Origin of the sequence: Mesorhizobium comanense (genome assembly GCF_005503535.1) — a bacterium.
Taxonomy (GTDB): domain Bacteria; phylum Pseudomonadota; class Alphaproteobacteria; order Rhizobiales; family Rhizobiaceae; genus Mesorhizobium; species Mesorhizobium comanense.
The window spans coordinates 97,462-120,900 of sequence record NZ_SCNN01000001.1 but is presented as its reverse complement, the minus strand read 5'-3'; the positions used below and the strand labels follow the sequence as shown (position 1 = coordinate 120,900).

General features: G+C 65.2%; 16 protein-coding genes. 12 read left to right on the top strand and 4 right to left on the bottom strand.

Features of this window, described 5'->3' with window-relative positions:
- Positions 1-31: 31 nt before the first annotated feature.
- Positions 32-661 carry an alpha-ketoglutarate-dependent dioxygenase AlkB family protein gene (locus FFS37_RS00615; protein ID WP_137928995.1) on the bottom strand — a complete coding sequence of 210 codons (630 nt, stop codon included), beginning with the start codon at positions 659-661 and terminating at the stop codon, positions 32-34.
- 263 nt (positions 662-924) lie between these two features.
- On the opposite strand from FFS37_RS00615, the gene FFS37_RS00610 reads away from it, so the two are divergent.
- Positions 925-3,132, top strand: coding sequence for a TonB-dependent siderophore receptor (locus FFS37_RS00610; protein WP_137928994.1), 2,208 nt, complete (start codon positions 925-927; stop codon positions 3,130-3,132).
- Positions 3,133-3,209: 77 nt separating this feature from the next.
- Here FFS37_RS00610 and lysM read toward each other — a convergent pair whose 3' ends face one another.
- The 3 genes from lysM to FFS37_RS00595 all read right to left on the bottom strand — a co-directional run bounded on the left by lysM (position 3,210) and on the right by FFS37_RS00595 (position 5,905).
- On the bottom strand, positions 3,210-3,674 hold the full coding sequence (lysM, locus tag FFS37_RS00605; protein WP_137928993.1) for a peptidoglycan-binding protein LysM: 465 nt from the start codon (positions 3,672-3,674) through the stop codon (positions 3,210-3,212).
- Positions 3,675-3,761: 87 nt separating this feature from the next.
- Complete coding sequence (gene arfB, locus FFS37_RS00600) at positions 3,762-4,199, bottom strand: alternative ribosome rescue aminoacyl-tRNA hydrolase ArfB (RefSeq protein WP_137928992.1); 438 nt, start codon at positions 4,197-4,199, stop codon at positions 3,762-3,764.
- A gap of 95 nt (positions 4,200-4,294) precedes the next feature.
- Positions 4,295-5,905 carry a phosphoenolpyruvate carboxykinase gene (locus tag FFS37_RS00595; RefSeq protein ID WP_137928991.1) on the bottom strand — a complete coding sequence of 537 codons (1,611 nt, stop codon included), beginning with the start codon at positions 5,903-5,905 and terminating at the stop codon, positions 4,295-4,297.
- A gap of 341 nt (positions 5,906-6,246) precedes the next feature.
- On the opposite strand from FFS37_RS00595, the gene FFS37_RS00590 reads away from it, so the two are divergent.
- The 11 genes from FFS37_RS00590 (at position 6,247) to addA (ending at position 23,399) form a co-directional block, all read left to right on the top strand.
- Positions 6,247-6,948 (top strand): response regulator transcription factor, encoded by a 702-nt coding sequence (locus tag FFS37_RS00590; RefSeq protein ID WP_010912942.1) that lies wholly within the window; start codon positions 6,247-6,249, stop codon positions 6,946-6,948.
- 23 nt (positions 6,949-6,971) lie between these two features.
- Positions 6,972-8,756 (top strand): sensor histidine kinase, encoded by a 1,785-nt coding sequence (locus tag FFS37_RS00585; protein ID WP_137928990.1) that lies wholly within the window; start codon positions 6,972-6,974, stop codon positions 8,754-8,756.
- 25 nt (positions 8,757-8,781) lie between these two features.
- Entirely contained in the window at positions 8,782-9,228 is a 447-nt protein-coding gene (locus FFS37_RS00580; protein WP_137928989.1) for an HPr kinase/phosphorylase, read from the top strand.
- A gap of 164 nt (positions 9,229-9,392) precedes the next feature.
- Entirely contained in the window at positions 9,393-9,794 is a 402-nt protein-coding gene (locus FFS37_RS00570; protein WP_137928987.1) for a PTS sugar transporter subunit IIA, read from the top strand.
- Entirely contained in the window at positions 9,791-10,102 is a 312-nt protein-coding gene (locus FFS37_RS00565) for an HPr family phosphocarrier protein (RefSeq protein WP_137928986.1), read from the top strand. The genes FFS37_RS00570 and FFS37_RS00565 overlap by 4 nt, the downstream gene beginning before the upstream one ends.
- 172 nt (positions 10,103-10,274) lie before the next feature.
- Positions 10,275-11,675 (top strand): adenosylhomocysteinase, encoded by a 1,401-nt coding sequence (ahcY, locus tag FFS37_RS00560; RefSeq protein ID WP_137928985.1) that lies wholly within the window; start codon positions 10,275-10,277, stop codon positions 11,673-11,675.
- Positions 11,676-11,861: 186 nt separating this feature from the next.
- Entirely contained in the window at positions 11,862-14,414 is a 2,553-nt protein-coding gene (locus FFS37_RS00555) for a sensor histidine kinase (RefSeq protein WP_137928984.1), read from the top strand.
- Positions 14,415-14,422: 8 nt separating this feature from the next.
- A complete protein-coding gene (gene tsaE / locus FFS37_RS00550; RefSeq protein ID WP_137928983.1) occupies positions 14,423-15,931 on the top strand; it encodes a tRNA (adenosine(37)-N6)-threonylcarbamoyltransferase complex ATPase subunit type 1 TsaE in 1,509 nt (502 codons plus the stop codon).
- The gene (locus FFS37_RS00545; protein ID WP_137928982.1) at positions 15,928-16,695 is read left to right on the top strand and encodes a nucleotidyltransferase family protein; all 768 of its coding nucleotides are present in this window, start codon (positions 15,928-15,930) and stop codon (positions 16,693-16,695) included. The genes tsaE and FFS37_RS00545 overlap by 4 nt, the downstream gene beginning before the upstream one ends.
- 60 nt (positions 16,696-16,755) lie before the next feature.
- Positions 16,756-19,890: a double-strand break repair protein AddB gene (gene addB, locus FFS37_RS00540; RefSeq protein ID WP_137928981.1), complete on the top strand. Its 3,135-nt coding sequence runs from the start codon at positions 16,756-16,758 to the stop codon at positions 19,888-19,890.
- On the top strand, positions 19,887-23,399 hold the full coding sequence (gene addA, locus FFS37_RS00535; RefSeq protein ID WP_137928980.1) for a double-strand break repair helicase AddA: 3,513 nt from the start codon (positions 19,887-19,889) through the stop codon (positions 23,397-23,399). Before addB ends, addA begins: the two co-directional genes overlap by 4 nt.
- Positions 23,400-23,439 lie beyond the last annotated feature (40 nt).

Sequence of the window (23,439 nt, the reverse complement as noted above, 5' to 3'; positions counted from 1 at the left end):
AGTCTTGTAGGCGAGGCGCGTTAAGATCGGCTTATGCCGGGCCTTCGTGCGGCTTCGTCACGCGCCGCAGCGTCAGATTGATCCTGCCGCCGTTCTTGAGCAGCGCCGAGGTCGACGGATAGATCCGGTCGACGCCGTGGAAGGCGAGACGGCCCTCGCCGCCGAGCACGACGACGTCGCCGCTTTTCAGCCTGAACGACTTGGTGCCTCCCTCGCGCGTCGTCTGGCCGACCCGGAACAGGCAATCGTCGCCCAGCGAGACCGAGACGACGGGTGCGGCGAAATCGGCCTCGTCGCGGTCCTGGTGCAGGCCCATCCTGGCGTCCGGCGCGTAGAAATTCACCAGGCAGGCCTCGGGCAAATGCGGGTAGCCGGACACTTGCCGCCACAGATCGAGCAGAGCCTCGGGAATGGGCGGCCATGGCTCTCCGGTCAGCGGATGCGTCGGCTGATAGCGATAGCCCCGCTCCTTGTCCGTGACCCAGCCGAGCGTGCCGCAATTGGTCATGCGCACGCTCATCTCCTTGCCCGTGCGTGGCATGGCCGGAACGAACAGCGGCGCCCGCTGGACGATGCCTCTCACCGCCTCGACGACTGCCTCTTGCGTGGCGCGCGGCAGGTAGGCCGGCATGTGGCGGACACCTTTGGGCAGAACGAGCATGGATTGCCTCATACGGCGTGGTTCGTCGCTCCAACATGCCATTGTCCGAAGCGAACGGCGACCCGAAAGCCGCGATGGAAGCGAGCCGAGATAGTCTCGCCCGGCGTTGCGAACAGACCCGGGATTCGACCGCCGATTTCGCCCATGGCGGTTGACTATGAAACATGACTCCCATAGTCAACATTTGAACTTGAGTGTTTTAGGCAACAAATCGCGCGTGGGCGCCGGGGACGGACCCACGCCGCGAAAAAGCGGAATGAGGCATGTTGAAAGTGGTTTCTCGTCAGGGTCTTGAGAGGGTTTTTCGCAATCGCGCCTGGTATCGCACGGGCCTTGTCGCAACCACATGCCTGACCACGCTGCTTGGCGCTGGTCATGCATCGGCACAGCAGGCCGGTACCCAGGCAGCTGAGGGCACGGGGGTGCTGGAGCAGATCACCGTCAGCGGCAAGGGTGACGGCAAGACCCGCGATGACGACAAGACCGTGGCCGCCAAGCGCAGTGCCGGTGCGACCAAGACCGACACGCCGCTCATCGAGACGCCGCGCTCGGTCTCGGTGGTGACACGCAAGGAGCTGGAGGAGCGCGGCGCGCAAGACATTATCGAGGCGGTGCGCTATTCCGCCGGCGTGAGCACCGGCGCCTACGGCTTCGATCCGCGCTTCGACCAGATCTATATCAGAGGCTACGACGCCACGACGCTCGGCGACTACAAGGACGGTATCCGCCAGCCCTACATCAATTACGGCATGTTCCGCACCGACCCGTATTCGCTCGAACGCGTCGAAGTGATCAAGGGACCGGTCTCTGTGCTCTACGGCGCGGGAACGCCGGCCGGCATCGTCAACAAGGTGCCCAAGCTGCCGACCGAGGAAAAGATCCGCGAAGTCGAACTGCTCTACGGCACCAAGGACAGGGCGCAGGCCGCTTTCGATTTCGGCGGTCCCGTCACAGAAGGCAGCGACGAATTTCTCTACAGGATCGTCGGCCTGGCGCGGAACGGCGATACCAATTTCGACATCGCCGACGACCGCTATTTCCTGCAGCCCTCGTTCACCTGGAATCCCGATGCCGCCACGTCGTTCACGGTCTACGGACTGGTGCAGGCCGATGAAACGGATTCCAATGTCGGCGCGGTCACCGATCCTTCGTCAGGGAAAGTTCTCCAGTTGCGTGAAAGCGATCCCGACTACGACTACCAGAAGACCCGGCAGCAGCAGATCGGCTACAAGTTCGAGCATGATTTCGGCGACGGCATCACCGTGCGCCAGAATGTCCGCTATTCCCATCTCGACCTGAGGGCGCGCTATCTCGCCATCTCCGGCTGGGACGGCACCATCGCGCATCGCTATGCGAATTCGATCCGTGACGAGATGAACGTGTTCCAGGCCGACAACCAGGTGGAGGCCAAGTTCGACACCGGGGCGATGGCCCATACTTTCCTGCTCGGCCTCGACTACACGAACCTGACCTCGTCCTTCGGTTACGGGATGGGGCCCGTCAATCCTGCCTATGATTTCGACATCGCCAACCCGACCTACGGTGTTTCCGGCCCAACGCCGGACTATAATTTCTCGCTTTCCGAGGCAAATCTGCGCCAGACCGGCATCTATGCGCTGGATCAGGTCGAGCTGGACAAATGGCGCTTCACGCTTGGCGGCCGCCAGACCTGGGTCGAGCAGACCCGTGACTCGACCTCCCCGCTCTACGGCACCGCCAGTTCCGAGGGCTTGAACAAGAACGCCTTCAGCATGCAGGCCGGCGCCCTCTATCTGTTCGACAATGGCGTCGCACCCTTCGCGAGTTATGCGACCTCGTTCGAGCCGGTCACGAACCGATCCGAGTCAGGCGATATCCTCCAGCCGACGAAGGGCGAGCAGTTCGAACTGGGGATAAAGTATCAACCTCCGGGGACCGACATCCTCCTGTCGGCGGTCGCCTATCATCTTGTCGAGAAAAACAAGCCGGTGGTCGTCAACGCCAACACGGGCACATACCGGGCGCTGGGCGAAGTCACCAGCAACGGCTTTGAGCTCGAGGCCCGCGCGGCCGTCCTGGATGGCCTGGATGTGATCGCTGCCTATAATTACAATCATGCCGAAATCACCGACGGCGCAGCCGCGGAGATCGGCAAGGTTCCAGCCGTCACGCCAGCGCATGTGGCAAGCCTCTGGGCCAACTACAAATTCGACGAGGGCAGTGCCGCTCCGGGGCTTTCGGTCGGCGCCGGGCTGCGGCTGCAGGGCTCGACCTATACCGACACGAAGAACACCGCCAAGAACGACGCCGTGGTCTATCTCGATGCCTCGGCTTCCTATGATTTCGGCGCCATCGACAAGAAATTCGAAGGCGTCAGCGCCGCTTTCGCCGTCCGCAACATCGCCGACGAGCGCCTCACCGTGTGCAACAGCGGCTATTGTTATCTGGGCCAGGGCCGCAACATCACGGCGTCGCTGAAGCGCCGCTGGTAAAAAAAGAAAATGCCGCGCGTCCTTTCGGATGCGCGGCATTTTTGGCCGTCGCGAACGGCGCACCCCGGTAACCCGGATCAGGGAATGCGCAGCACCTGGCCCGGATAGATCTTGTCGGGATGCGTCAGCATCGGCTTGTTGGCCTCGAAGATGGCCGTGTTCTTGGCGCCCTGGCCCTTGCCGTAGCTCTTCTCGGCGATTTTCCAGAGGTTGTCGCCCTTCTGCACGGTGTAGAAGGTCGGCTCCTTGGCCGGGGCGGCCGCCTTGCCGGCGTCCGGTGCGACCTGCAACTCATCCGCCTGCACCTTGGAGACGCCGAGCGTGTTGCCCACCGCGATGACCGCCTTCTCGAAGATCGACTGGTCCTTGACCACGCCCTTCAGCACCGCCGTATCACCCTGGACGACGACCTGCACGCCGTCCGTGCCGAGCTTGTGCGAATCGAGCTCCTTCTTGAGCGTGTCGGCTGTGGGGGCCGCTTCCTCGTCGCCTCCGATGCCGAGCTTCTTGCCGACGCTCTTGACGAAATCGAACATACCCATCTTCAGGTCTCCTTGCTGTGGCAATAAGGAAACCTTGCATCTGCAACGCAAAATTGAAAGCGGTTTCGCGCCCTACGGGTATGCTGCTTAATCGTTCTCTACCCGGCCGCGCAGCTTCTTGATCGTGCCGCGACCGGCCTTGGTCTTGAGACGCCGCTCCACCGCCCCTTTCGACGGCTTCGTCTTCTTGCGCGGCGGCGGCGGCGGTTCGGCAGCCTTGGCGACAAGCGCCGTCAGCCGCGCCCGCGCGTCCGCACGGTTCTGCTCCTGGGTGCGGAAGCGCCCGGCCTCGATGACGATGACGCCGTCCTTGGTGGCACGCTGGCCGGCGAGCCTGATGGCGCGGGCGCGCACCCGCTCCGAAAGACCCTCGGCATTGGCCGCATCGAAGCGGAGTTGCACCGCGGTCGCCACCTTGTTGACGTTCTGGCCGCCGGGACCGGACGAGCGGATGAAATCCTCGTGCAGGTCGCCCGGATGGATCACCGCCTCGCCCGATATGATGATTGCGTCTTCGTTGGGCATGCCGCAGTCATGGCGCGGCGAACCGAAAAAGAAAAGGCCCGATCGAGATCGGGCCTTTTCTGATGCGTGATCCATGAACCAGGGCGATCCGGCGATTACTCCGCCGCTTCCTGCAAGCGGGGGGCCGCGCCCACGACGGCTGCATCGACATGCGGCTCGAATTTCTCGAAGTTGACGGCGAACATGCCGACCAGCCTTGCGGCCTGCCGGTCATAGGCGGCCTTGTCGGCCCAGGTGGAGCGCGGATCGAGAATGGCGCCATCGACGCCGGGCACCGACACTGGCACTTCGAAGCCGAAATTGGCGTCGCGGCGGAAGGCGCCCGTCTTCAGCGACCCGTCGAGCGCGGCGGCGAGCAAAGCGCGCGTCGCCTTGATCGGCATGCGCTTGCCGGTGCCGTAGGCGCCGCCGGTCCAGCCGGTGTTGACCAGCCAGCAATCGGCGCCGAGGAGCGCGATCAGTTCGCGCAGCAGATTACCGTATTCCGAGGGATGGCGCGGCATGAAGGGCGCGCCGAAACAGGTGGAGAACGTCGCTTCAGGCTCGGTCACGCCCTTTTCTGTCCCGGCGACCTTTGCCGTGTAGCCGGACAGGAAATGATACATGGCCTGCGCAGGCGTCAGCCGCGCGATCGGCGGCATCACACCGAAAGCGTCGGCCGTCAGCATGATGATATTCGCTGGATGGTTGGCCCGGCCGGTCTTCGAGGCATTGGGAATGAAGTCGAGCGGGTAGGCGCAGCGCGTGTTTTCGGTCAGCCGGCCGTCATTGAAATCCGGCACGCCGTCGGCGTCCAGCACCACATTTTCCAGCACCGTGCCGAAACGCTGCGTGGTGGCGAATATCTCCGGCTCGGCTTCCGCCGACAGCCTGATGGTCTTGGCGTAGCAGCCACCCTCGAAATTGAAGATGCCATGCGGTCCCCAGCCATGCTCATCGTCGCCGATCAGCGTGCGCGACGGGTCGGCCGAGAGCGTGGTCTTGCCGGTGCCCGACAGGCCGAAGAAGATCGCGGCGTCACCGGCCGGCCCTTCATTGGCCGAGCAGTGCATCGGCATCACGGCCTTTTGCGGCAGCAGGTAGTTCAGCATCGTGAACACCGACTTCTTCATTTCGCCGGCATAGGAGGTGCCGCCGATCAGCACGATCTTGCGCGTCAGGTCGACGGCGATGATGGTTTCCGTGCGGCTGCCGTGGCGCGCCGGGTCGGCGCGGAAGGACGGCAGGTCGATGATCGTCATTTCGGGCTCGAACGTGTCGAGTTCGGCCCTGTCCGGCCGGATGAGCAGATTGCGGATGAACAGCGAATGCCAGGCGAATTCGGTGATGACGCGCGTGGGCAGCTTCAGTTCCGCATCGGCACCGCCGACCAGATCCTGCACATAGAGGTCCTTGTCCGCGGCATGGGCGCGGAAATCGGCGAGCAGTGTTTCGAACTGGACAGGCGAGATCGCCTTGTTGTTGTCCCACCAGACTTCAGCCTCGGTGGCGCCGTCGCGCACGACGAACTTGTCCTTGGGCGAGCGGCCCGTGTGCTGGCCGGTCTCGGCGACCAGAGCGCCTTGCGCGGTCAGCCGGGCCTCGCCACGCCGGATCGATTCCTCGTAAAGGGCGGCCGCGCCGAAATTGTAGCGCACCATGCCGGAGGTGCTCAGACCGATACGATCGATCGCGCAGGCAGGATTGCGTTTGCCGACTTCCGACATTGATGACCCTTTTCGATTTTGCCGCATCTTTGCCGGCATCCTCCCGGCAGGCCCGTCCTGGACCAAGATGCTCACAACCAGAAAAGCCAAATGATATCAAATCATTAATCGATTTAAATATTTTGAAAGTTGTTTAAATCGTTTATATGTGCAAAAATTTTCACGGTTGCCCAAAGGATTGGCGATGTTGGTTCGTCCAATCCATGTCGAGGTAGGATTGTGGCCTGCGGCACCCCGCGCGTGACAGCGGACAAGGCCTATGCCACATTTTGTACCTAATTTGTCCTGCAAAAGCCCCTTCTCTACGAAAGAAGGGACAGCTCATGAGGGAGCCGCTTGAAATGGCAACAATCGCGCTTGTCGATGACGACCGCAACATTCTGACGTCGGTGTCGATCGCCCTCGAATCCGAGGGGTATCGCGTCGAGACCTACACGGATGGTGCGTCCGCGCTGGAAGGCCTGGCGGCGCGTCCGCCGAATCTTGCCATTCTCGACATCAAGATGCCGCGCATGGACGGCATGGAGCTTCTGCGCCGCATGCGCCAGAAGTCCGACCTGCCGGTCATCTTCCTGACCTCCAAGGACGATGAGATCGATGAGCTGTTTGGCCTCAAGATGGGCGCCGACGACTTCATCCGCAAACCATTCTCTCAGCGCCTGCTGGTCGAGCGGGTTCGGGCGGTCCTGCGCCGTGCCAGCGCCCGCGAAGCCGCGGCAAAAGCGCCCAGCCAGCAGGCCCGCTCGCTGGAACGCGGCCAGCTCGTGATGGACCAGGAACGCCACACCTGCACCTGGAAGGGCGAACCGGTGACGCTCACCGTCACCGAATTCCTGATCCTGCATTCGCTGGCGCAGCGCCCGGGCGTCGTAAAAAGCCGTGATGCGCTGATGGATTCGGCTTATGATGAACAGGTCTATGTCGACGACCGCACCATCGACAGCCACATCAAGCGGCTGCGCAAGAAGTTCAAGGCCGTCGACGACGACTTCGAAATGATCGAAACCCTTTACGGAGTCGGATACCGGTTCCGCGAAGCGTAAGCCGAGGCAGGAGCTGCTATTCGATGGCAGTTGACGCACAGCGAAGCAGACCGGCGGGCGCTGCCAGGCGGCCGTCGCGCATCATGCCGTCATTCGTGTCGAAATTGACGGTGCCGATGCGCCGCTTCCTCGGCCATCATATCTTCTCCAGCCTGACGCGGCGCATCCTTTTCCTCAACCTTGCCGGGCTGGCCGTGCTGGTCACCGGCATCCTGTATCTCAACACCTTCCGAGACGGGCTTATCGACGCCCGCGTCGAAAGCCTGATGACGCAGGGCGAGATCATCGCCGGCGCGATCGCCGCCTCGGCGACGGTCGAGACCGATTCGATCAGCATCGATCCCGAGAAGCTGCTCGAGCTGCAGGCCGGCGAAAGCCTTGGGCCGGGTTCCGACCAGCTCGACAACCTCGATTTTCCGATCAACCCGGAGCGTGTCGCGCCGGTCTTGCGGCGGCTCATCTCGCCAACGCGCACCCGCGCGCGCATCTATGACCGCGACGCCAATCTGCTGCTGGATTCCCGCCATCTCTATTCACGCGGCCAGATCCTGCGCTACGACCTGCCGCCGGTCGACGAGGAAGAGCCCGACCTGCTCGAGCGCGTCCAGAAGTTCATCTTCGATTTCTTCCGCAATACGGACCTGCCCGTCTATCACGAACAGCCGGGCGGCAATGGCGCCGCCTTCCCCGAAGTGGTCAAGGCGCTGACCGGCAGCCCATCGACCATCGTGCGTGTCAGCGAACAGGGCGAGCAGATCGTTTCGGTGGCGGTGCCAATCCAGCGTTTCCGGGCCGTGCTGGGCGTGCTGATGCTGTCTACCGAAGGCGGCGACATCGACAAGATCGTGGCCGCCGAGCGCAAGGCGATCCTGCGCGTCTTCGGTATCGCGGCGCTGGTCACGGCCATCCTGTCCATGCTGCTCGCCTCGACCATCGCCAACCCGTTGCGCCGCCTGTCGGCGGCCGCGGTCAGGGTCAGGCGCGGCGTCAAGAGCCGCGAGGAAATCCCCGACTTTTCCGATCGCCAGGACGAGATCGGCAACCTGTCGGTCGCCGTGCGCGACATGACCAACGCGCTTTACGCGCGCATCGAGGCGATCGAAAGCTTCGCCGCCGATGTCTCCCATGAATTGAAGAACCCGCTGACCTCGCTGCGCAGCGCCGTGGAGACGCTGCCGCTGGCCAAGAACGACAATTCGCGCGCCCGGCTGATGGAGATCATCCAGCACGACGTCAAACGGCTGGATCGCCTCATCACCGATATTTCCGACGCCTCGCGCCTGGACGCCGAGTTGGCGCGCGAAGACGCCGGAACCGTGGATCTGAAGAAGTTCATCACCGATCTTGTCGCCGTGTCGCGCGAGACGACGCGGAACAAGAAAGCGGTCGAGATCGAGCTCAAGGTCGCCAAGCTGCCGCAGGGCGTCAAAGGCTATTTCGTCGTCGGCCACGATCTGCGCATCGGTCAGGTCGTGACCAATCTGATCGAGAATGCACGCTCCTTCGTGCCGGATGAGCACGGCCATATCAGCCTGTCCCTGGCGCGCGCGGGCAAGTTCAACATACTCACCGTCGACGATAACGGCCCGGGCATCCGGGCCGACAACATCGACCGAATCTTCGAACGGTTTTACACCGACCGCCCGGCCGGCGAGGCGTTCGGCCAGAATTCCGGCCTTGGCCTTTCGATCTCCAGGCAGATCGTCGAGGCTCATGGCGGCACGCTGACCGCCGAGAACATTCCCGGCACCAAGCCCGGCGAGATCAAGGGCGCACGCTTCGTCGTGACGCTGCCGGCCGAGGGATGACGCCCGATCCGTGCGGGAACGCGGCGTGAGGCCTGAGAACATCCATGCGACGGCGCTGCTGGTCGGTGAGCGCGGCATTCTCATCACCGGAGCATCCGGCTCCGGCAAGACAACGCTGGCACTGACACTGATCGACCATTGCCGGCAGCGCGGATTGTTCTCGCGGCTCGTCGGCGACGATCAGCTCTTTGCCGAAGCGCGGTCCGGACGGCTGGTGTGCCGCGCCCCCGCCACCATCGAGGGACTGGCCGAGGTGCCGGGCCACGGTCCGAGGCCGCTGCCGTTCGAACGGGCCTGCGTCGCCGACCTGCATGTGCGCCTGTTGCCGGCCGGCGAAGTTGCCCGCTACCAGGAGGAGGCCCGCGACGAGATCGCGGGCTGCGCGGTGCCGAGGATCGACGCCGCCGAGCGCAATGTCGCGGCGGCGTTGCTTGCCGTAAAGGCGCGGTTGTCGATCATGCCTTTTCTATGATCCGCGCGATGTTTTTTGCTGCAATGCGTCAAAATGGCATGGCCCGCCGCAATTTTGGGCTTGTCAACGGGCCGCGCGTCGACAAGATAGCGCTCCCGCCGCCTGGAATGGCTGGCGAGCATAAAATGCGCCTGTGAAGCGGCGATGACGGGAGCCACCAAAGAATGATCGGACTCGTGCTTGTAACGCACGGTCAACTGGCCACCGAGTTCCGACATGCCGTCGAACATGTCGTCGGGCCACAAGACAATTTCGAAACCGTGGCGATCGGTGCCGACGACGATATGGAACAGCGTCGCCGCGACATCGTCGATGCCGTTGCCCGCGTCGATACCGGGGCGGGCGTCATCGTGCTGACCGACATGTTCGGCGGCACGCCGTCGAACCTCGCCATCTCGGTGATGGATTCCGGCCGCACCGAAGTGATCGCCGGCATGAACCTGCCGATGCTGATCAAGCTGTCGTCGATCCGCAAGGGCGACAACATGGCGGCCGCGCTCGACGAGGCCCAGGCCGCGGGCCGCAAATACATCAACGTGGCCAGCCAGCTTTTGAGCAGCAAATGAGCACGATGTCGTCGGAAAAGGACCAGATCGCCAAAGGTTCGATCACTAGGGAGTTTCCGATCGTCAACCAGCGCGGCCTGCATGCGCGCGCCTCGGCGAAGTTCGTTCAGCTGGCCAGCGGCTTCAACGCCTCGGTGCATGTGGAGAAGGATGGCGTCAAGGTCGGCGGCACCTCGATCATGGGCCTGATGATGCTTGCGGCAAGCCCGGGCTACTCGATCCGCGTGACCGCCAGCGGGCCGGAGGCACTCGAGGTCATGGACGCGCTCGAACAGCTTGTCGCCTCCCGGTTCGGCGAGGAATGCTGATCCCGACACCCGCCTGCCGAGACATGCACGAATAAAGATTTCTTTATATCCCATTGTCGACTTGGCGCCGATCTGCTAGGCAGGCGGCCAATTCGCGCCCTTCGGCATGCGTGCCGGCGCGGGCGTGTCCGCAACCAACTCGCAAGCACAACAATTCGCACGGAGCACTGCCATGACGGGTAGCAAGGATTATGTGGTCGCCGACATCTCGCTTGCCGGCTGGGGCCGCAAGGAACTCGATATCGCCGAAACCGAAATGCCGGGCCTGATGGCCTGCCGCGAGGAATTCGGCGCCAAGCAGCCGCTCAAGGGCGCGCGCATCACCGGATCGCTGCACATGACCATCCAGACGGCGGTGCTGATCGAGACACTGAAGGCGCTCGGCGCCGACATCCGCTGGGCCTCCTGCAACATCTTCTCGACGCAGGACCATGCGGCCGCGGCCATCGCCGAGGCCGGCATTCCGGTGTTCGCCGTCAAGGGCGAGAGCCTGGAGCAATACTGGGATTACACCGACCGGATCTTCCAGTGGACCGATGGCGGCCTCTCCAACATGATCCTCGATGACGGCGGCGACGCCACCATGTACATCCTGATCGGCGCGCGCGCCGAGGCCGGCGAGGACGTGCTGTCCAATCCGCAGAGCGAGGAAGAGGAATATTTCTACGCCCAGGTCAAGAAGCGCCTGAAGGCTTCGCCCGGCTTCTTCACCAAGCAGCGGGAAGCGATCCGGGGCGTCACCGAAGAGACCACCACCGGCGTCAACCGGCTCTACCAGTTGCAGAAGAAGGGTCTGCTGCCCTTCCCGGCCATCAACGTCAACGACTCGGTCACCAAGTCGAAGTTCGACAACAAGTACGGCTGCAAGGAATCGCTGGTCGACGGCATCCGTCGCGGCACCGACACGATGATGGCCGGCAAGGTCGCGGTCGTCTGCGGCTACGGCGACGTCGGCAAGGGATCCTCGGCTTCGCTCAAGGGCGCGGGCGCCCGCGTCAAGGTCACCGAGGTCGACCCGATCTGCGCCCTGCAGGCGGCGATGGACGGCTTCGAGGTCGTGACGCTGGAAGACGCCGCCCCCACCGCCGACATCGTCATCACCACCACCGGCAACAAGGATGTCGTCACCCTCGACCACATGCGCTCGATGAAGGACATGGTGATCGTCGGCAATATCGGGCACTTCGACAACGAGATCCAGGTGGCGTCGCTGCGCAATCTGAAATGGACCAACGTCAAGCCTCAGGTCGACATGATCACCTTCCCGGACGGCAAGCGCATGATCCTGCTGTCGGAAGGCCGCCTGCTCAATCTCGGCAACGCCACCGGCCATCCGAGCTTCGTCATGTCGGCCTCCTTCACCAATCAGGTGCTGGCCCAGATCGAGCTCTACACCAAGGGCGAGCAGTACCAGAATCAGGTCTATGTGCTGCCCAAGCATCTCGATGAGAAGGTCGCGCGCCTGCACCTCGACAAGCTCGGCGCCCGCCTGACCGAACTGTCGGGCGAGCAGGCCGCCTATATCGGCGTCACGCCGCAGGGCCCGTTCAAGCCGGAACACTACCGCTATTAACCAAACCCAAATTTACCACTAGATATTGAAGCCGGGCGATTGACTTTTCGCCCGGCTTTATTTTTGCGGAATGATTCTTCACGCCGATTCCAGCAGGCGCTATTGTTGTGATTCGCGGGTTCGGGGACGAGGACCGGCGCACGCGTCAGGGCGGTCTTGCATTCAGGCGGCGAAGAGGACCAAGACATGCCGGGGGAAAACCCGCTTCAGGCGGGACAGGCCGTTTCCGGCGGCCAAGAGGATTCAGGGATTACTGGCCGCGCAGCTCTGCGCGGGCGGATTTCATGGCGCCGCCGCGCCGGACTGCTGCTCGCCGGCTCCACGCTTGCCAGCCCGCTGCTCGGCGCGGTGGCACGCGCCGAAGACGCCGTGTCGGCAGCCAGCCTTTCGATCAACACGGTCGAGGTCATGCAGCTCGCGGTGTTTGTCGGCGTCACCGGCGCGGCATTCCTGTCGGCCATCGTTCTCATCCGCGAACGGGCCCGCACCTCGGCGGAAAATGTCGAACTGAGAAGCCGCGTCGCCGACGTCAACGCTGCGTTGCGCCGTTCGGAAGCCTTGCTCAATCTGCGCGACCAGCGGGTCGTCGTCTGGGCCTCGGAAAACAAGAAGCCCGAACTCATCGGCACATTGCCGGCCGAAAGCGGTGCACCGGACGACCGGGCGGCCTTCCTGGCCTTCGGCCGCTGGCTGATGCCGCGCTCGGCAGCGGCACTCGAGCACGCTGTCGCGGCCTTGCGCGAAAAGGCCAGGGCCTTCGACCTCGTCATCGAATCCCAGGCCGGAGCACCGCTCGAGGTTCATGGCCGCAAGAGCGCCGCGCATGTGCTGGTCCGGTTCGTATCGCTCTCCGAGACGCAACGCAGCCAGGCGCGGCTGAAGATGGAGAACCAGCGGCTCAATGCCGACCACGACACCATCATCGGCTTGCTGGAAGCGCTGAAGATGCCGGCATGGCTGCGCGACGAGCACGGGCGCCTGAAATGGGTAAACCGGGCCTATGCCGACGCGGTCGAGGCCGAAAGCGCCGAAGCCGCGGTGCGTGATGCCAAGGAATTCCTGGGCGGCCAGGCGCGCGAGGCGATCGCCTCCCAGCACAAGTCGCACCCGGTCTTCGAACAATCGCTGTCCACGGTGATCGAAGGCGACCGCCGCGTCTTCGCGGTGACCGACGTCGCCGGCGCCGACGGCTCGGCAGGCCTTGCCAGCGACACCAGCGCGATCGAGACCATCCGCGGCGAATACGAGCGGACCGTGCGCAGCCACGCCGACACGCTGGATCAGCTCAACACCGCCGTCGCCATCTTCGACACCGACGAGAAGCTGCGCTTCTTCAACCAGGCCTTCCAGAAACTGTGGGGGCTGGACAGCGGCTTCCTGCACAGCGCGCCCGACAACGCGCTTCTGCTCGACAGGCTGCGCAGCGAGGGCAAGATCGCCGAGCAGCCCGAATGGCGCCGCTGGAAGGAAGGTCTGCTCGGCGCCTACCGGGCGGTGGAATCGCAGGAACACTGGTGGCATCTGCCCGACGGCAAGACCATCCGTGTCGTTGCCAACCCGCAGCCCAAGGGCGGCGTCACCTGGGTGTTCGAGAACCTGACCGAGAAGATGGACCTCGAAAGCCGTTACCGCACCGCGGTGCGGGTCCAGGGTGAGACGCTCGACAATCTTGCCGAAGGCGTGGCGGTGTTCGGCCCCGATGGCAGGCTGCGCCTGTCGAACCCGGCCTTTGCCACGCTGTGGGGGCTGAGCGCGGACGCCACCAAGCCCAACGTGCACGTCTCGGCCATACGCGATCTCAGCGACCGGCAAGCCGCCGACAGCCCGTGGCCCGGCTTCGTCGCCGCGATAACCGGCTTTGACGACGAGCGCCGCGACCGCCACGGCCAGAGCGAGCTCAACAATGGCACGGTGCTGCGCTATGCCGTGATTCCGCTGCCCAACGGGCAGGTGATGATGACCTTCGTCGACGTCACCGACAGCGTGCGTGTCGAACGGGCGCTGAAGGACAAGAACGAGGCGCTGGAAAAGTCGGACCAGCTCAAGAACGACTTCGTGCAGCATGTGTCCTACGAACTGCGCTCGCCGCTGACCAACATCATCGGCTTCACCGAACTGCTCGCACTGCCCACCACCGGGCCGCTCAACCAGAAGCAGCGCGAGTATGTCGAGCATGTCGGCTCGTCCTCCTCGGTGCTGCTGACCATCGTCAACGACATACTCGACCTGGCGACCGTCGACGCCGGCATCATGCAGCTCGACATTTCCGAAGTGCATGTCGACCGCACCATCGCGGCCGCCGCCGAACTGGTCGCCGACCGGCTGGAGGAGCACTCGATCCGGCTCGAAGTCGACGCCGCCGCGGCGCCGAAGACGTTCCACGGCGACGAGACCCGCATCCGCCAGATCCTCTACAACCTGCTCAGCAATGCCGCCAACTACGCGCCGGAGGCCAGCATCATCCGGCTTGCCTGCCGGCAACTGGCGGACGGGGTCGAATTCTCGGTCCATGACGACGGCCCCGGCATGCCGCCGGACGTGCTCGATTCCGTGTTCCGCCGCTTTGAGCCTCGCGCCAATGGCGGCCGCCGGCGCGGCGCCGGCCTCGGCCTGTCTATCGTCAAGAGCTTCGTGGAGCTGCATGGCGGCGGCGTTCGCATCGAAACCGGCAAGGACAAGGGCACGACCGTCATCTGCACCTTCCCCGACATGCCCGGCATCCGCGCGGCGGCCGAGTAGCGCGCTCGATGACGGGATTGCTGCTCGAGCGTGTGCTCGCCGACGAGACACAGACAGCACGGCTGGGCGAGGATCTGGCGCTGGCGCTGCGCGCCGGCGACGTGCTGGCGCTCAAGGGCGATCTGGGCGCCGGCAAATCGACGCTCGCACGCGCTCTGATCCGGACGCTGGCCGAAGACGCAGGCCTCGACGTGCCGAGCCCGACCTTCACCCTGGTGCAGAGCTACGAAACGCGCATTCCCGTCCATCATTTCGACCTCTACCGCCTGTCCTCGGCGCGCGAACTCGACGAGCTCGGTTTCGAGGAAGCGCTGGCGCAGGGCGCCGCCCTGGTGGAATGGCCGGAGCGGGCCGAAGGCGAACTGCCGAAAACGTCGGTGCTGATCGAGCTTGTCCAGCACGGAGAAGGCCGTCTGGCGCGGCTTTCGGGGCAAGGTGCCTCCTTCGACCGTATGGCGCGCTCGCTCGCCATGCGCGATTTTCTCGAAAGCGCGGGTTGGGGCGAGGCCAGCCGCCGCCATTTTATCGGTGATGCCTCCGCGCGCTCCTACGAGATCGTCTCGCTTCCCGGCCACGCGGCAAGAGTGCTGATGAACTCGCCGCGGCTGGTGCTCGGCCCGGCCGTGCGCGACGGCAAGCCCTATGCGGTGATTGCCCATACGGCGCAGTCGGTGTCCGCCTTCGTCGCCATCGACCGCGCGTTGAAGGCCGGAGGCGTCAGCGTTCCCGAAATTGATGCCGAGGACCAGGACCAGGGGTTTTTGCTGCTCGAACATCTGGGCTCGGAGGGGTTTCTCGGCAAGGATGGCGAGCCGCTAGCCGAGCGCTACGCGGCGGCGGCCGAGCTGCTGGCCATGATGCATGGCAAAACCTGGCCGCAGCGCCTGCAAGCCGGACCGGGCAGCCACGAGGTGCCGCCCTTCGACCGCGATGCGATGATGATCGAAGCCGATCTGCTGGTCGACTGGTATGTGCCGGCAATATCAGGTCAACCGCCAAGCGATGCCTTGCGCACCGGCTATGCCAGGGAGTGGAACGCGCTTTTCGACCGGCTGAAAGGCAGCGAATACACGCTGATGTTGCGCGACTTCCATTCGCCCAACATCATCTGGCGCGGCGACCGCGCCGGCCATGACCGGCTGGGCATCGTGGATTTCCAGGACGCGCTGATCGGGCCTTCGGCCTATGACGTCGCCTCGCTGGCCATGGATGCCCGCGTCACCATGGCGCCTGAGATCGAAAAGCAGACGCTCGATGCCTATATCGCGGCGCGTCAAAAAGCGGGGGCTTTCGATGAAGCAAGCTTCCGGGAAGCCTACGCAATCATGGCCGCACAGCGTAATTCCAAGATCCTCGGCATTTTCGTGCGCCTCGAAAAGCGCGACGGCAAACCTTATTATTTGAAGCACCTGCCGCGCATCCGTGACTATCTGCGTCGGGCGCTGTCCCATCCGGCGCTTGCCAGCCTGCGGGATTTCTACAATACGCACGGCTTGCTTGAGGAACGAACGCTGTGACAGCAAGACCGGACACTGCCATCGTGCTCGCCGCCGGACTTGGCAAGCGCATGCGGCCGATTACAAACACGATTCCCAAACCGCTGGTCAGGATCGCCGGCAAGACTTTGCTGGATTGGGGGCTGGACAGCCTCGCCGCAGCCGGCGTCGCCAAGGCGGTGGTCAACGTGCACTATCTTCCCCAACAGATCGTCGACCATGTCGCAGCGCGCCACGAGCCCCGCATCATCATTTCCGACGAGAGCGACCGGCTGCTCGATTCCGCCGGAGGCATCGTCAAGGCGCTACCGGAATTGGGTCCGAAGCCGTTCTACATCCTCAACGCAGACACCTTCTGGATCGACCAAGGCCCGCTCAATCTCGGGCGGCTCGCCCTTGCGTGGGACGCCGCGAAAATGGATATTCTGCTGATGCTGGCGGATCTCCAACAGGCAACAGGACATTGCGGCTCCACCGACTTCCTCGTAGCGCCGGACGGCGCCTTGCGGCGCTCAAAAGGCGATCCGGCGGGCCTGATCTATGCCGGCGCGGCGATCATCCACCCGCGGCTGTTTGAAGGCGCATCGGCCGAACCCCATTCGCTCAACGCCTATTTCGACACGGCAATAGCCGCGGGCCGCCTGTTCGGCATGCCGATGCACGGCCACTGGATCACCGTCGGCACGCCCGATGCCATTCCGCAGGCGGAAGAAGCCGTCGCCGGCGCGCTAGCAACCGCATCGGCCCGAAAATCGGAATCGATTTTCGGAAAGCACGATGCGTAAATTCAAAGAGTTAGATCGTCCTTTGTGCGCCCAAACGGGCGCACGGCGATCTAATATGCAATGAGCGGCCCGAGCCGCGTTTTCTCTATTCCCCCCGGAGCGCCGTTTCTGCCGACGCTGGCCGAGGCGCTGCTTGCCGGCCGCCTGGTGCCGGGATTCCGTTTCGACGGCGATCCCCTCGCCCTGGCCGACGTCACCATCTACGTGCCGACGCGACGCGCTGCACGCGCCTTACGCGGTGTCTTCGTAGACAGTTTGCGAGCACGCGGAGGCGGCGGTTCGGCGATCTTGCCGGTGATCCGTCCGCTCGGCGAGTTCGACGAGGACGAAGCGCTGTTCGAGGCCGAGCCATCGGCCGCGATCGACCTCGCGCCCCCGATCGCGGCCACCGAGCGCCTGCTCCTGCTGACGCCCCTGGTACGGGCCTGGAAACGCCGGCTGCCTTCGCATGTCGCGGCTCTCTTCGCCGAAGAGATCGTCATCCCCGCCTCGACCGCCGACGCGATCTGGCTGGCGCGCGATCTGGCGGCGTTGATGGACGAGATCGAGACGGAAGGCACCGACTGGGCCAAGCTCGCAGGCCTGGTCACCGGCAACCTCGCCGGCTGGTGGCAGGTGACGCTGGAATTCCTCGGCATCGTCACCGAGGCCTGGCCGAAATTCCTGAGCGAGAGCGATCGTTCCAACCCGGCCGCGCATCGCAGCGCGCTGATCCGGGCCGAGGCGGCGCGGCTGCTGCGCAATCCGCCCGCCGGGCCGGTCATCGCCGCGGGCTCGACCGGCTCGATACCAGCCACCGCCGAACTGCTCACCGCGATCGCCCGCCTGCCCGGCGGCGCCATCGTGCTGCCCGGTCTCGACCAGACGCTGGACGAGGCTTCTTTCCAGGCGCTGGTCGCACCCGGCGCGCGTCCGGCCGTGCTTGGCCATCCGCAATATGGCCTGGCAAGGCTGATCGGCAAGATCGGGGTGCTGCGCGGCGACGTCGAGGAGATCGGCGTGCCCGGGCCAGCCCTTGAACTTCGCGCCGCCCTTGTCGGCGAGGCGCTGCGGCCGGCCGAGACCACCGAACTCTGGGCCGAGACCCGTGCGGGCTTTTCAGCACAGGACACCGCCCACGCCCTCGCCGATGTGACTTTGCTGGAAGCGGCCAGCGAACGCGACGAAGCCATCGCGATTGCCGTCGCCCTCAAGCAGGCGGTGGAGGAGCCCGGCGAGAGGGCGGCTCTCGTTACCGGCGACCGTGCGCTGGCGCGACGCGTTTGCGTCGAGCTCAGACGGTTCGGCGTCGCTGCCGACGATTCCGGCGGCACGCCGCTCGCCAACACGCCAGCCGCCAGCCTGCTCAGGCTGACGCTCGAGGCCGTGTTTCGCCCGGGCGATCCGGTTGGCCTGCTGTCGCTGCTCAAGCATCCGCTGCTTGGCCTGGGGCTGGAACGGGCAAGCATTCGCCATGCGGCGGAGCTGGTCGAACTGGTGGCGCTGCGCGGCGGCACCGGCCGCCCCGATATCGCCTCGCTGTCGGATCTGTTCGAAGCCCGGCTCACCGGTCTCGGCGGGGACAGCCGGCCGCCCTTCTGGTTTTCCCGGCTTACCGTAAGCTCCATCGAAGACGCCCGAACCCTGCTCGCGAGGCTGACCACGGCGCTGGCGCCGCTTGCGGCCTTTCGCGGCCAGGCCGATGCCGACCTTGCCGCGCTGGTCAAGGCCAGCGTCATGGTGCTGGAGACTCTCGGCCGCGCCGCCGATGGTGGTCTTGTAGAGCTCTATGCCGGGGATGCCGGCGAGAAACTCGCCGAATTGCTGCGCGGGCTGGTCGCCGCTTCCGCACCGCTGTCATTCGCCCCGGCCGAGTGGCCCGATGTCATGGACGCGCTGATCGCGCCCGAAACCGTCAAACCGGCGCAGGGCACCGATCGGAACATCGCCATATGGGGGGCGCTGGAAGCGCGGCTTCAAGACGTCGACACGCTGATCATCGGCGGGCTGAACGAGGGCGTCTGGCCGCGCAAGCCGGAGAGCGACCGCTTCATGTCGCGGCTGATGAAGACCGGCATCGATCTCGAACCGCCGGAGCGGCGCATCGGCCTTGCCGCGCATGATTTCCAGATGGCGATGGGCGCGCGAAAAGTGGTTCTGACGCGCTCGGCGCGCGCCGGCGACGCGCCGGCCGTCCCGTCACGCTGGCTGCAGCGCCTGCTCACCTTCGTCGGCGGCGACGAGGCGGCGGCGTTGCGCCGGCGCGGCGATCAGCTGCTCGCCTGGGCGCGCGCGCTCGACACCGGGCCGAAGCGGGATTTCGCGCCGCGACCGCAGCCGAAGCCGCCGGTTCCGGTGCGGCCGACACATTTCTCGGTCACCGAGATCGAAACGCTGCGCCGCGATCCCTACGCGGTCTACGCGCGGCGGATTCTCGGCCTGATGCCGCTCGATCCGCTCATCCGTGATCCCGGCGCTGCCGAACGCGGCACGCTGTTCCATGCGATCCTGCATCTGTTCTCGTCCGAGGTGGCCGACCCGCGCGCGCCGGACGCGCTCGCGGGGCTTATCGCGGCCGGCCGTGCCTGCTTCGCCGAAGCCGCCCTGCCGCCCGATGTCGAGGCGGTATGGTGGCCGCGCTTCGAAAAGCTGGCGGCCAACATCATCGAATGGGAGCGCACGCGCGCCGACGCTGTGGTACGGCGCCATGCCGAGGCGCGCGCCGGCAAAACCCCTGTCGGTCAGTCCGGCGTCACGCTCTCGGGTTATGCCGACCGCGTCGATCTGCTGGCAGGCGGCATGGCCGACATTCTCGACTACAAGACCGGTTCCTCGCCGTCCAAGGCGCAGGCGCACACGCTGCTGGCGCCGCAACTGGCGCTGGAAGGGACGCTGCTGAGGCGCGGCGCCTTCAAGGATCTGGGCGCGCGCGAGCCATCGCAGCTGGCGTTCGTGCGGCTGAAGCCGAATGGCGAGGTGTTCGAAGAATCCATCCTCGAGCACAACCGTCAGCCGCGAACCGCCGCCGATCTGGCCGAAGAGGCCTGGGCGCGGCTGGAAAAGCTGCTGATCCATTATGCCGACCCGACATCGGGCTATCTGTCGCGCGCGCTGCCGTTCCGCGAAGGCGAGACCGATGGCGACTACGACCATCTCGCCCGCGTGCTCGAATGGTCGGCCGGCGGCGATGCCGGCGACGAGGGAGGGGAGGCGTGAAAAAAGCCTATCCGATCCCAAGCGATACCGCCTCGAGCCAGGCCCGGGCCGCCGATCCCCAGAATTCCGCCTGGGTGTCGGCCAATGCCGGTTCCGGCAAAACCCATGTGCTGGCCCAGCGCGTCATAAGGCTGCTGCTCAATGGCACTGATCCATCGAAGATCCTGTGCCTGACCTACACGCGCGCCGCCGCAGCCAACATGTCGAACCGGGTCTTTTCCACCCTGTCGGACTGGACGGTGCTGGATGACGCTCAACTTGCGTCACGGATAGAAACGCTGGAAGGGCGCCGGCCCGATCGCGAGACCGTGCGCCGGGCGCGGCGCCTGTTCGCCGAAGCGCTGGAGACGCCCGGCGGGCTCAAGATCCAGACCATCCATGCCTTCTGCGAATCCGTGCTCCACCAGTTTCCGCTGGAAGCCAACATCCCCGCCCATTTCGAGATGCTTGACGGCCAGATGGAGGCAGCGCTTTTCGCCGCCGCGCGCCGTGACATGATCTCGGGCACGACGGCCGGCAATGCCGATCTGGCCAATGCCTTCGCCGCGGTGCTGGAACGGGGCGGCGAAGCCGGGCTGGATGCCCTGCTCGGCGAGATCGTGCGCAAGCGCGACGGGCTTCGCGATTTCCTCGACGCGGTGGGACGTGACGGCTTCCAGCCCTTGTTCGATGAATTCCACTTTCCTCGCGGCCAGACCGCCGAGGGTCTGGCGGCTTCCGTCTGGCCGTTGCCCGGCTTCCTGCCGGACTATTTTGCCGGCTTTGCCCAGGCGGCCGAGGCCACCGATGCCAGATCGGTGCTGAACAACATCCTGCCCTATGCGCGTCAGGCCTTTGTCGAGAGCGACCCCATCCGCCGGCTGCAACTGCTTGCCAGAGGCTTCCTCAAGACCGATGGTGAGGCTTACGACCCCGCGAAGGCATTCAAGAAGGCATTGACCGACCGGCTGCCGGATCTCGCGGGGCGTTATGCCTCGGCCACCAGGGCCATCATCGAAACCGTTGACCGGCTGGCGCTGTTGCGCATGCTGGAAGGCACGGCTGCGGCGCTGACCATCGCCGACTGGCTGATCGCGCGCTATGAGGTGCTGAAGCGCGGCCGCGGCTTCCTCGACTTCAACGATTTGATCACCCGCACGGTTAATCTCCTGGCCCGGCCGGACGCCGGTCCGTGGGTGCAGTACAAGCTCGACCAGGGCATCGACCACATCCTGCTCGACGAGGCGCAGGACACCAGCCCGGACCAGTGGGAGGTGGTGAAACGGCTGGCGGAAGAGTTCTTTGCCGGCTTCGGCGCGCGCGACAGGGTCCATCGCACGGTCTTCGCCGTCGGCGACGAGAAGCAGTCTATCTACTCCTTCCAGGGGGCGGCGCCGGATTCCTTCGCCGACAGCCGATTGCTCTTCGCCGGACGGGTGCGCGACGCCGAGGCACCTTTCGCCGATCTCAAGCTGACCTGGTCCTTCCGCTCGACCGATGACGTTCTGGCCGCTGTCGACCGGGTCTTTGCCGATCCGCTCGTGCGGCGCGGCATCAGCCACGACCCCGACCCGCTGAGCCACAAGGCGATCCGCAACGATGCACCGGGCTATGTCGAAGTCTGGCCCTCGATCGGCGCGGAAGCCGTCGAGGAACCCGACGACTGGACGCGCGCCATCGACCATGCTCATGCGCCCGCTGTGCGCGTCGCCGAGAATGTCGCGGCAACGATTGCCGGCTGGATCGGCAGTGGCGAGATGATCGAGGGACGCGGCAAGCAGCTGCGGCCAGGCGATGTGCTGGTTCTGGTGCGCAAGCGCGACAGTTTCGTGCACGCCCTGACGCGGGCACTGAAGCGCCGCGACATCCCGGTCGCCGGCGCCGACCGGCTGAGCCTGCCGGGGCACATCGCGATCAAGGACCTGATCGCGCTCGGCCGGCTGCTGATCCAGCCGCAGGACGACCTGTCGCTCGCCGCCGTGCTGCGCAGCCCGATCTTCGACCTGCCGGAAGACGCGCTTTTCGCGCTCGCGGCGCAAAGGCCGCCGGGCCTGTCGCTGGCCGCGTCGTTGCGCCACCAAGCCGGGGAAACCGAGCAACTGGCGGCGATCGTCGCGCAACTCGACAGCTGGACCGGCGAAGCCGGCTTCAGGCCGGTGTTCGAGTTCTATGCCACCCTTCTGGCGCGCGACGGAGTGCGAGCCAGGATGATCGGGCGCCTCGGTCCCGAAGCCGGCGACATTCTCGACGAGTTCCTGAGCTTCTGCCTTGCCGAGGAACGCACCGGCCTGCCGGGGCTCGAAGCCTTCCTGTCGACGCTCGAGAATGCCGGCCCGGAGATCAAGCGCGAGATGGACCAGACCCGGGACGAGGTCCGCGTCATGACCGTACACGCGGCCAAGGGTCTGGAGGCGCCGGTGGTGTTTCTGGTCGATGGCGGCTCGGCCCCGTTCAGCGACCAGCATCTGCCGCGTCTGATGCCTTTCCAGGGGTCGGGCCGGCATTGGACCGGCAAGGGCTATCTCTGGCGTTCGGCCAGCGACGTCGCCAACGGCTTCTCGAAAGCGGCAGCCGCACGTGCGAGGGAACTCGCGGACGACGAGTACCGCCGGCTGCTCTATGTCGGCATGACCCGCGCCGAGGACCGGCTTGTTGTCTGTGGTTATCACGGCAAGCGGGCGCCGAGTGCCGGTACCTGGCATTCGATCGTCAGCCGGGCGCTGGCTAGCGCGCCTGAAAGCGAGCAGCGTCCGCATCCCGCCACCGGCGAGCCGGTCCATCGCTTCCATGTCACCAAACTGCCGCCGGTCGCGCCGGCCCTCGGTGAAAAGGCGCGGCAGACCGAGGCTTTCGCCGCGTTGCCGCCAACCCTGTTCCGGGCCTTGCCGCCTTTCGAAGACCTGCCGCGTCCACTGTCACCCTCCGGCGCTTCGGCGCTGATCGACGAGGGCAAGGAAGCGGTGGTCGACAAGGCGTCCCCGGTGCTCGACGCCGACGCGGAGCCCGGTTTTGCCGTGCAGCGCGGGCTGGCGCTGCACAAGCTGCTGCAGATGCTGCCCGCCATCGCCGAGGGCGAACGCCAACGTACGGCTGAGCGCTATCTCGGTCGAACGGGTGCCGCTTGGCCTGCTGCAGAGCGGGAAAAGGCCCTGGCGTCGGTCATCGCCATCCTTGCCGATCCGCGCCTTGGCCAGTTGTTCGCGCCATCTTCCCGCGCCGAGGTGGCGATCATGGGCAGCCTGGAGGTCCGGGGAAAAAGGCGCTCCATTTCCGGCAAGATCGACCGGCTGGCGGTGACGGCGGATGCGATCTCGATCGTCGACTACAAGACCAACAAGCCAGCCCCTGCCTCGCTCGCCGAGGTTCCGCCGGCCTATCTGCTCCAGCTCGCGCTCTACCGCGCCCTGCTCAAGCCGCTCTATCCCGGACGGGAAATCAAGGCGGCGCTGCTGTTTACGGAAGCGCCAAGGCTGATCGAACTGCCGGCGCGGGCGATGGACGACGCCCTTGCCCGACTCACAGGAGCGTGACACAAGAACTGCTTGAAGAAGGGCGCGGCAACCACCACAT

Excerpts from the sequence above, each read along its gene's own strand:
- addB (WP_137928981.1), top strand. The coding sequence starts at position 16,756 with ATGAGCGGCCCGAGCCGCGTTTTCTCTATTCCCCCCGGAGCGCCGTTT.
- lysM (WP_137928993.1), bottom strand. The coding sequence starts at position 3,674 with ATGGGTATGTTCGATTTCGTCAAGAGCGTCGGCAAGAAGCTCGGCATC.
- ahcY (WP_137928985.1), top strand. The coding sequence starts at position 10,275 with ATGACGGGTAGCAAGGATTATGTGGTCGCCGACATCTCGCTTGCCGGC.
- FFS37_RS00590 (WP_010912942.1), top strand. The coding sequence starts at position 6,247 with ATGGCAACAATCGCGCTTGTCGATGACGACCGCAACATTCTGACGTCG.
- FFS37_RS00570 (WP_137928987.1), top strand. The coding sequence starts at position 9,393 with ATGATCGGACTCGTGCTTGTAACGCACGGTCAACTGGCCACCGAGTTC.
- FFS37_RS00585 (WP_137928990.1), top strand. The coding sequence starts at position 6,972 with ATGGCAGTTGACGCACAGCGAAGCAGACCGGCGGGCGCTGCCAGGCGG.
- FFS37_RS00610 (WP_137928994.1), top strand. The coding sequence starts at position 925 with ATGTTGAAAGTGGTTTCTCGTCAGGGTCTTGAGAGGGTTTTTCGCAAT.
- FFS37_RS00615 (WP_137928995.1), bottom strand. The coding sequence starts at position 661 with ATGCTCGTTCTGCCCAAAGGTGTCCGCCACATGCCGGCCTACCTGCCG.
- FFS37_RS00555 (WP_137928984.1), top strand. The coding sequence starts at position 11,862 with ATGCCGGGGGAAAACCCGCTTCAGGCGGGACAGGCCGTTTCCGGCGGC.
- arfB (WP_137928992.1), bottom strand. The coding sequence starts at position 4,199 with ATGCCCAACGAAGACGCAATCATCATATCGGGCGAGGCGGTGATCCAT.
- FFS37_RS00565 (WP_137928986.1), top strand. The coding sequence starts at position 9,791 with ATGAGCACGATGTCGTCGGAAAAGGACCAGATCGCCAAAGGTTCGATC.
- FFS37_RS00595 (WP_137928991.1), bottom strand. The coding sequence starts at position 5,905 with ATGTCGGAAGTCGGCAAACGCAATCCTGCCTGCGCGATCGATCGTATC.
- tsaE (WP_137928983.1), top strand. The coding sequence starts at position 14,423 with ATGACGGGATTGCTGCTCGAGCGTGTGCTCGCCGACGAGACACAGACA.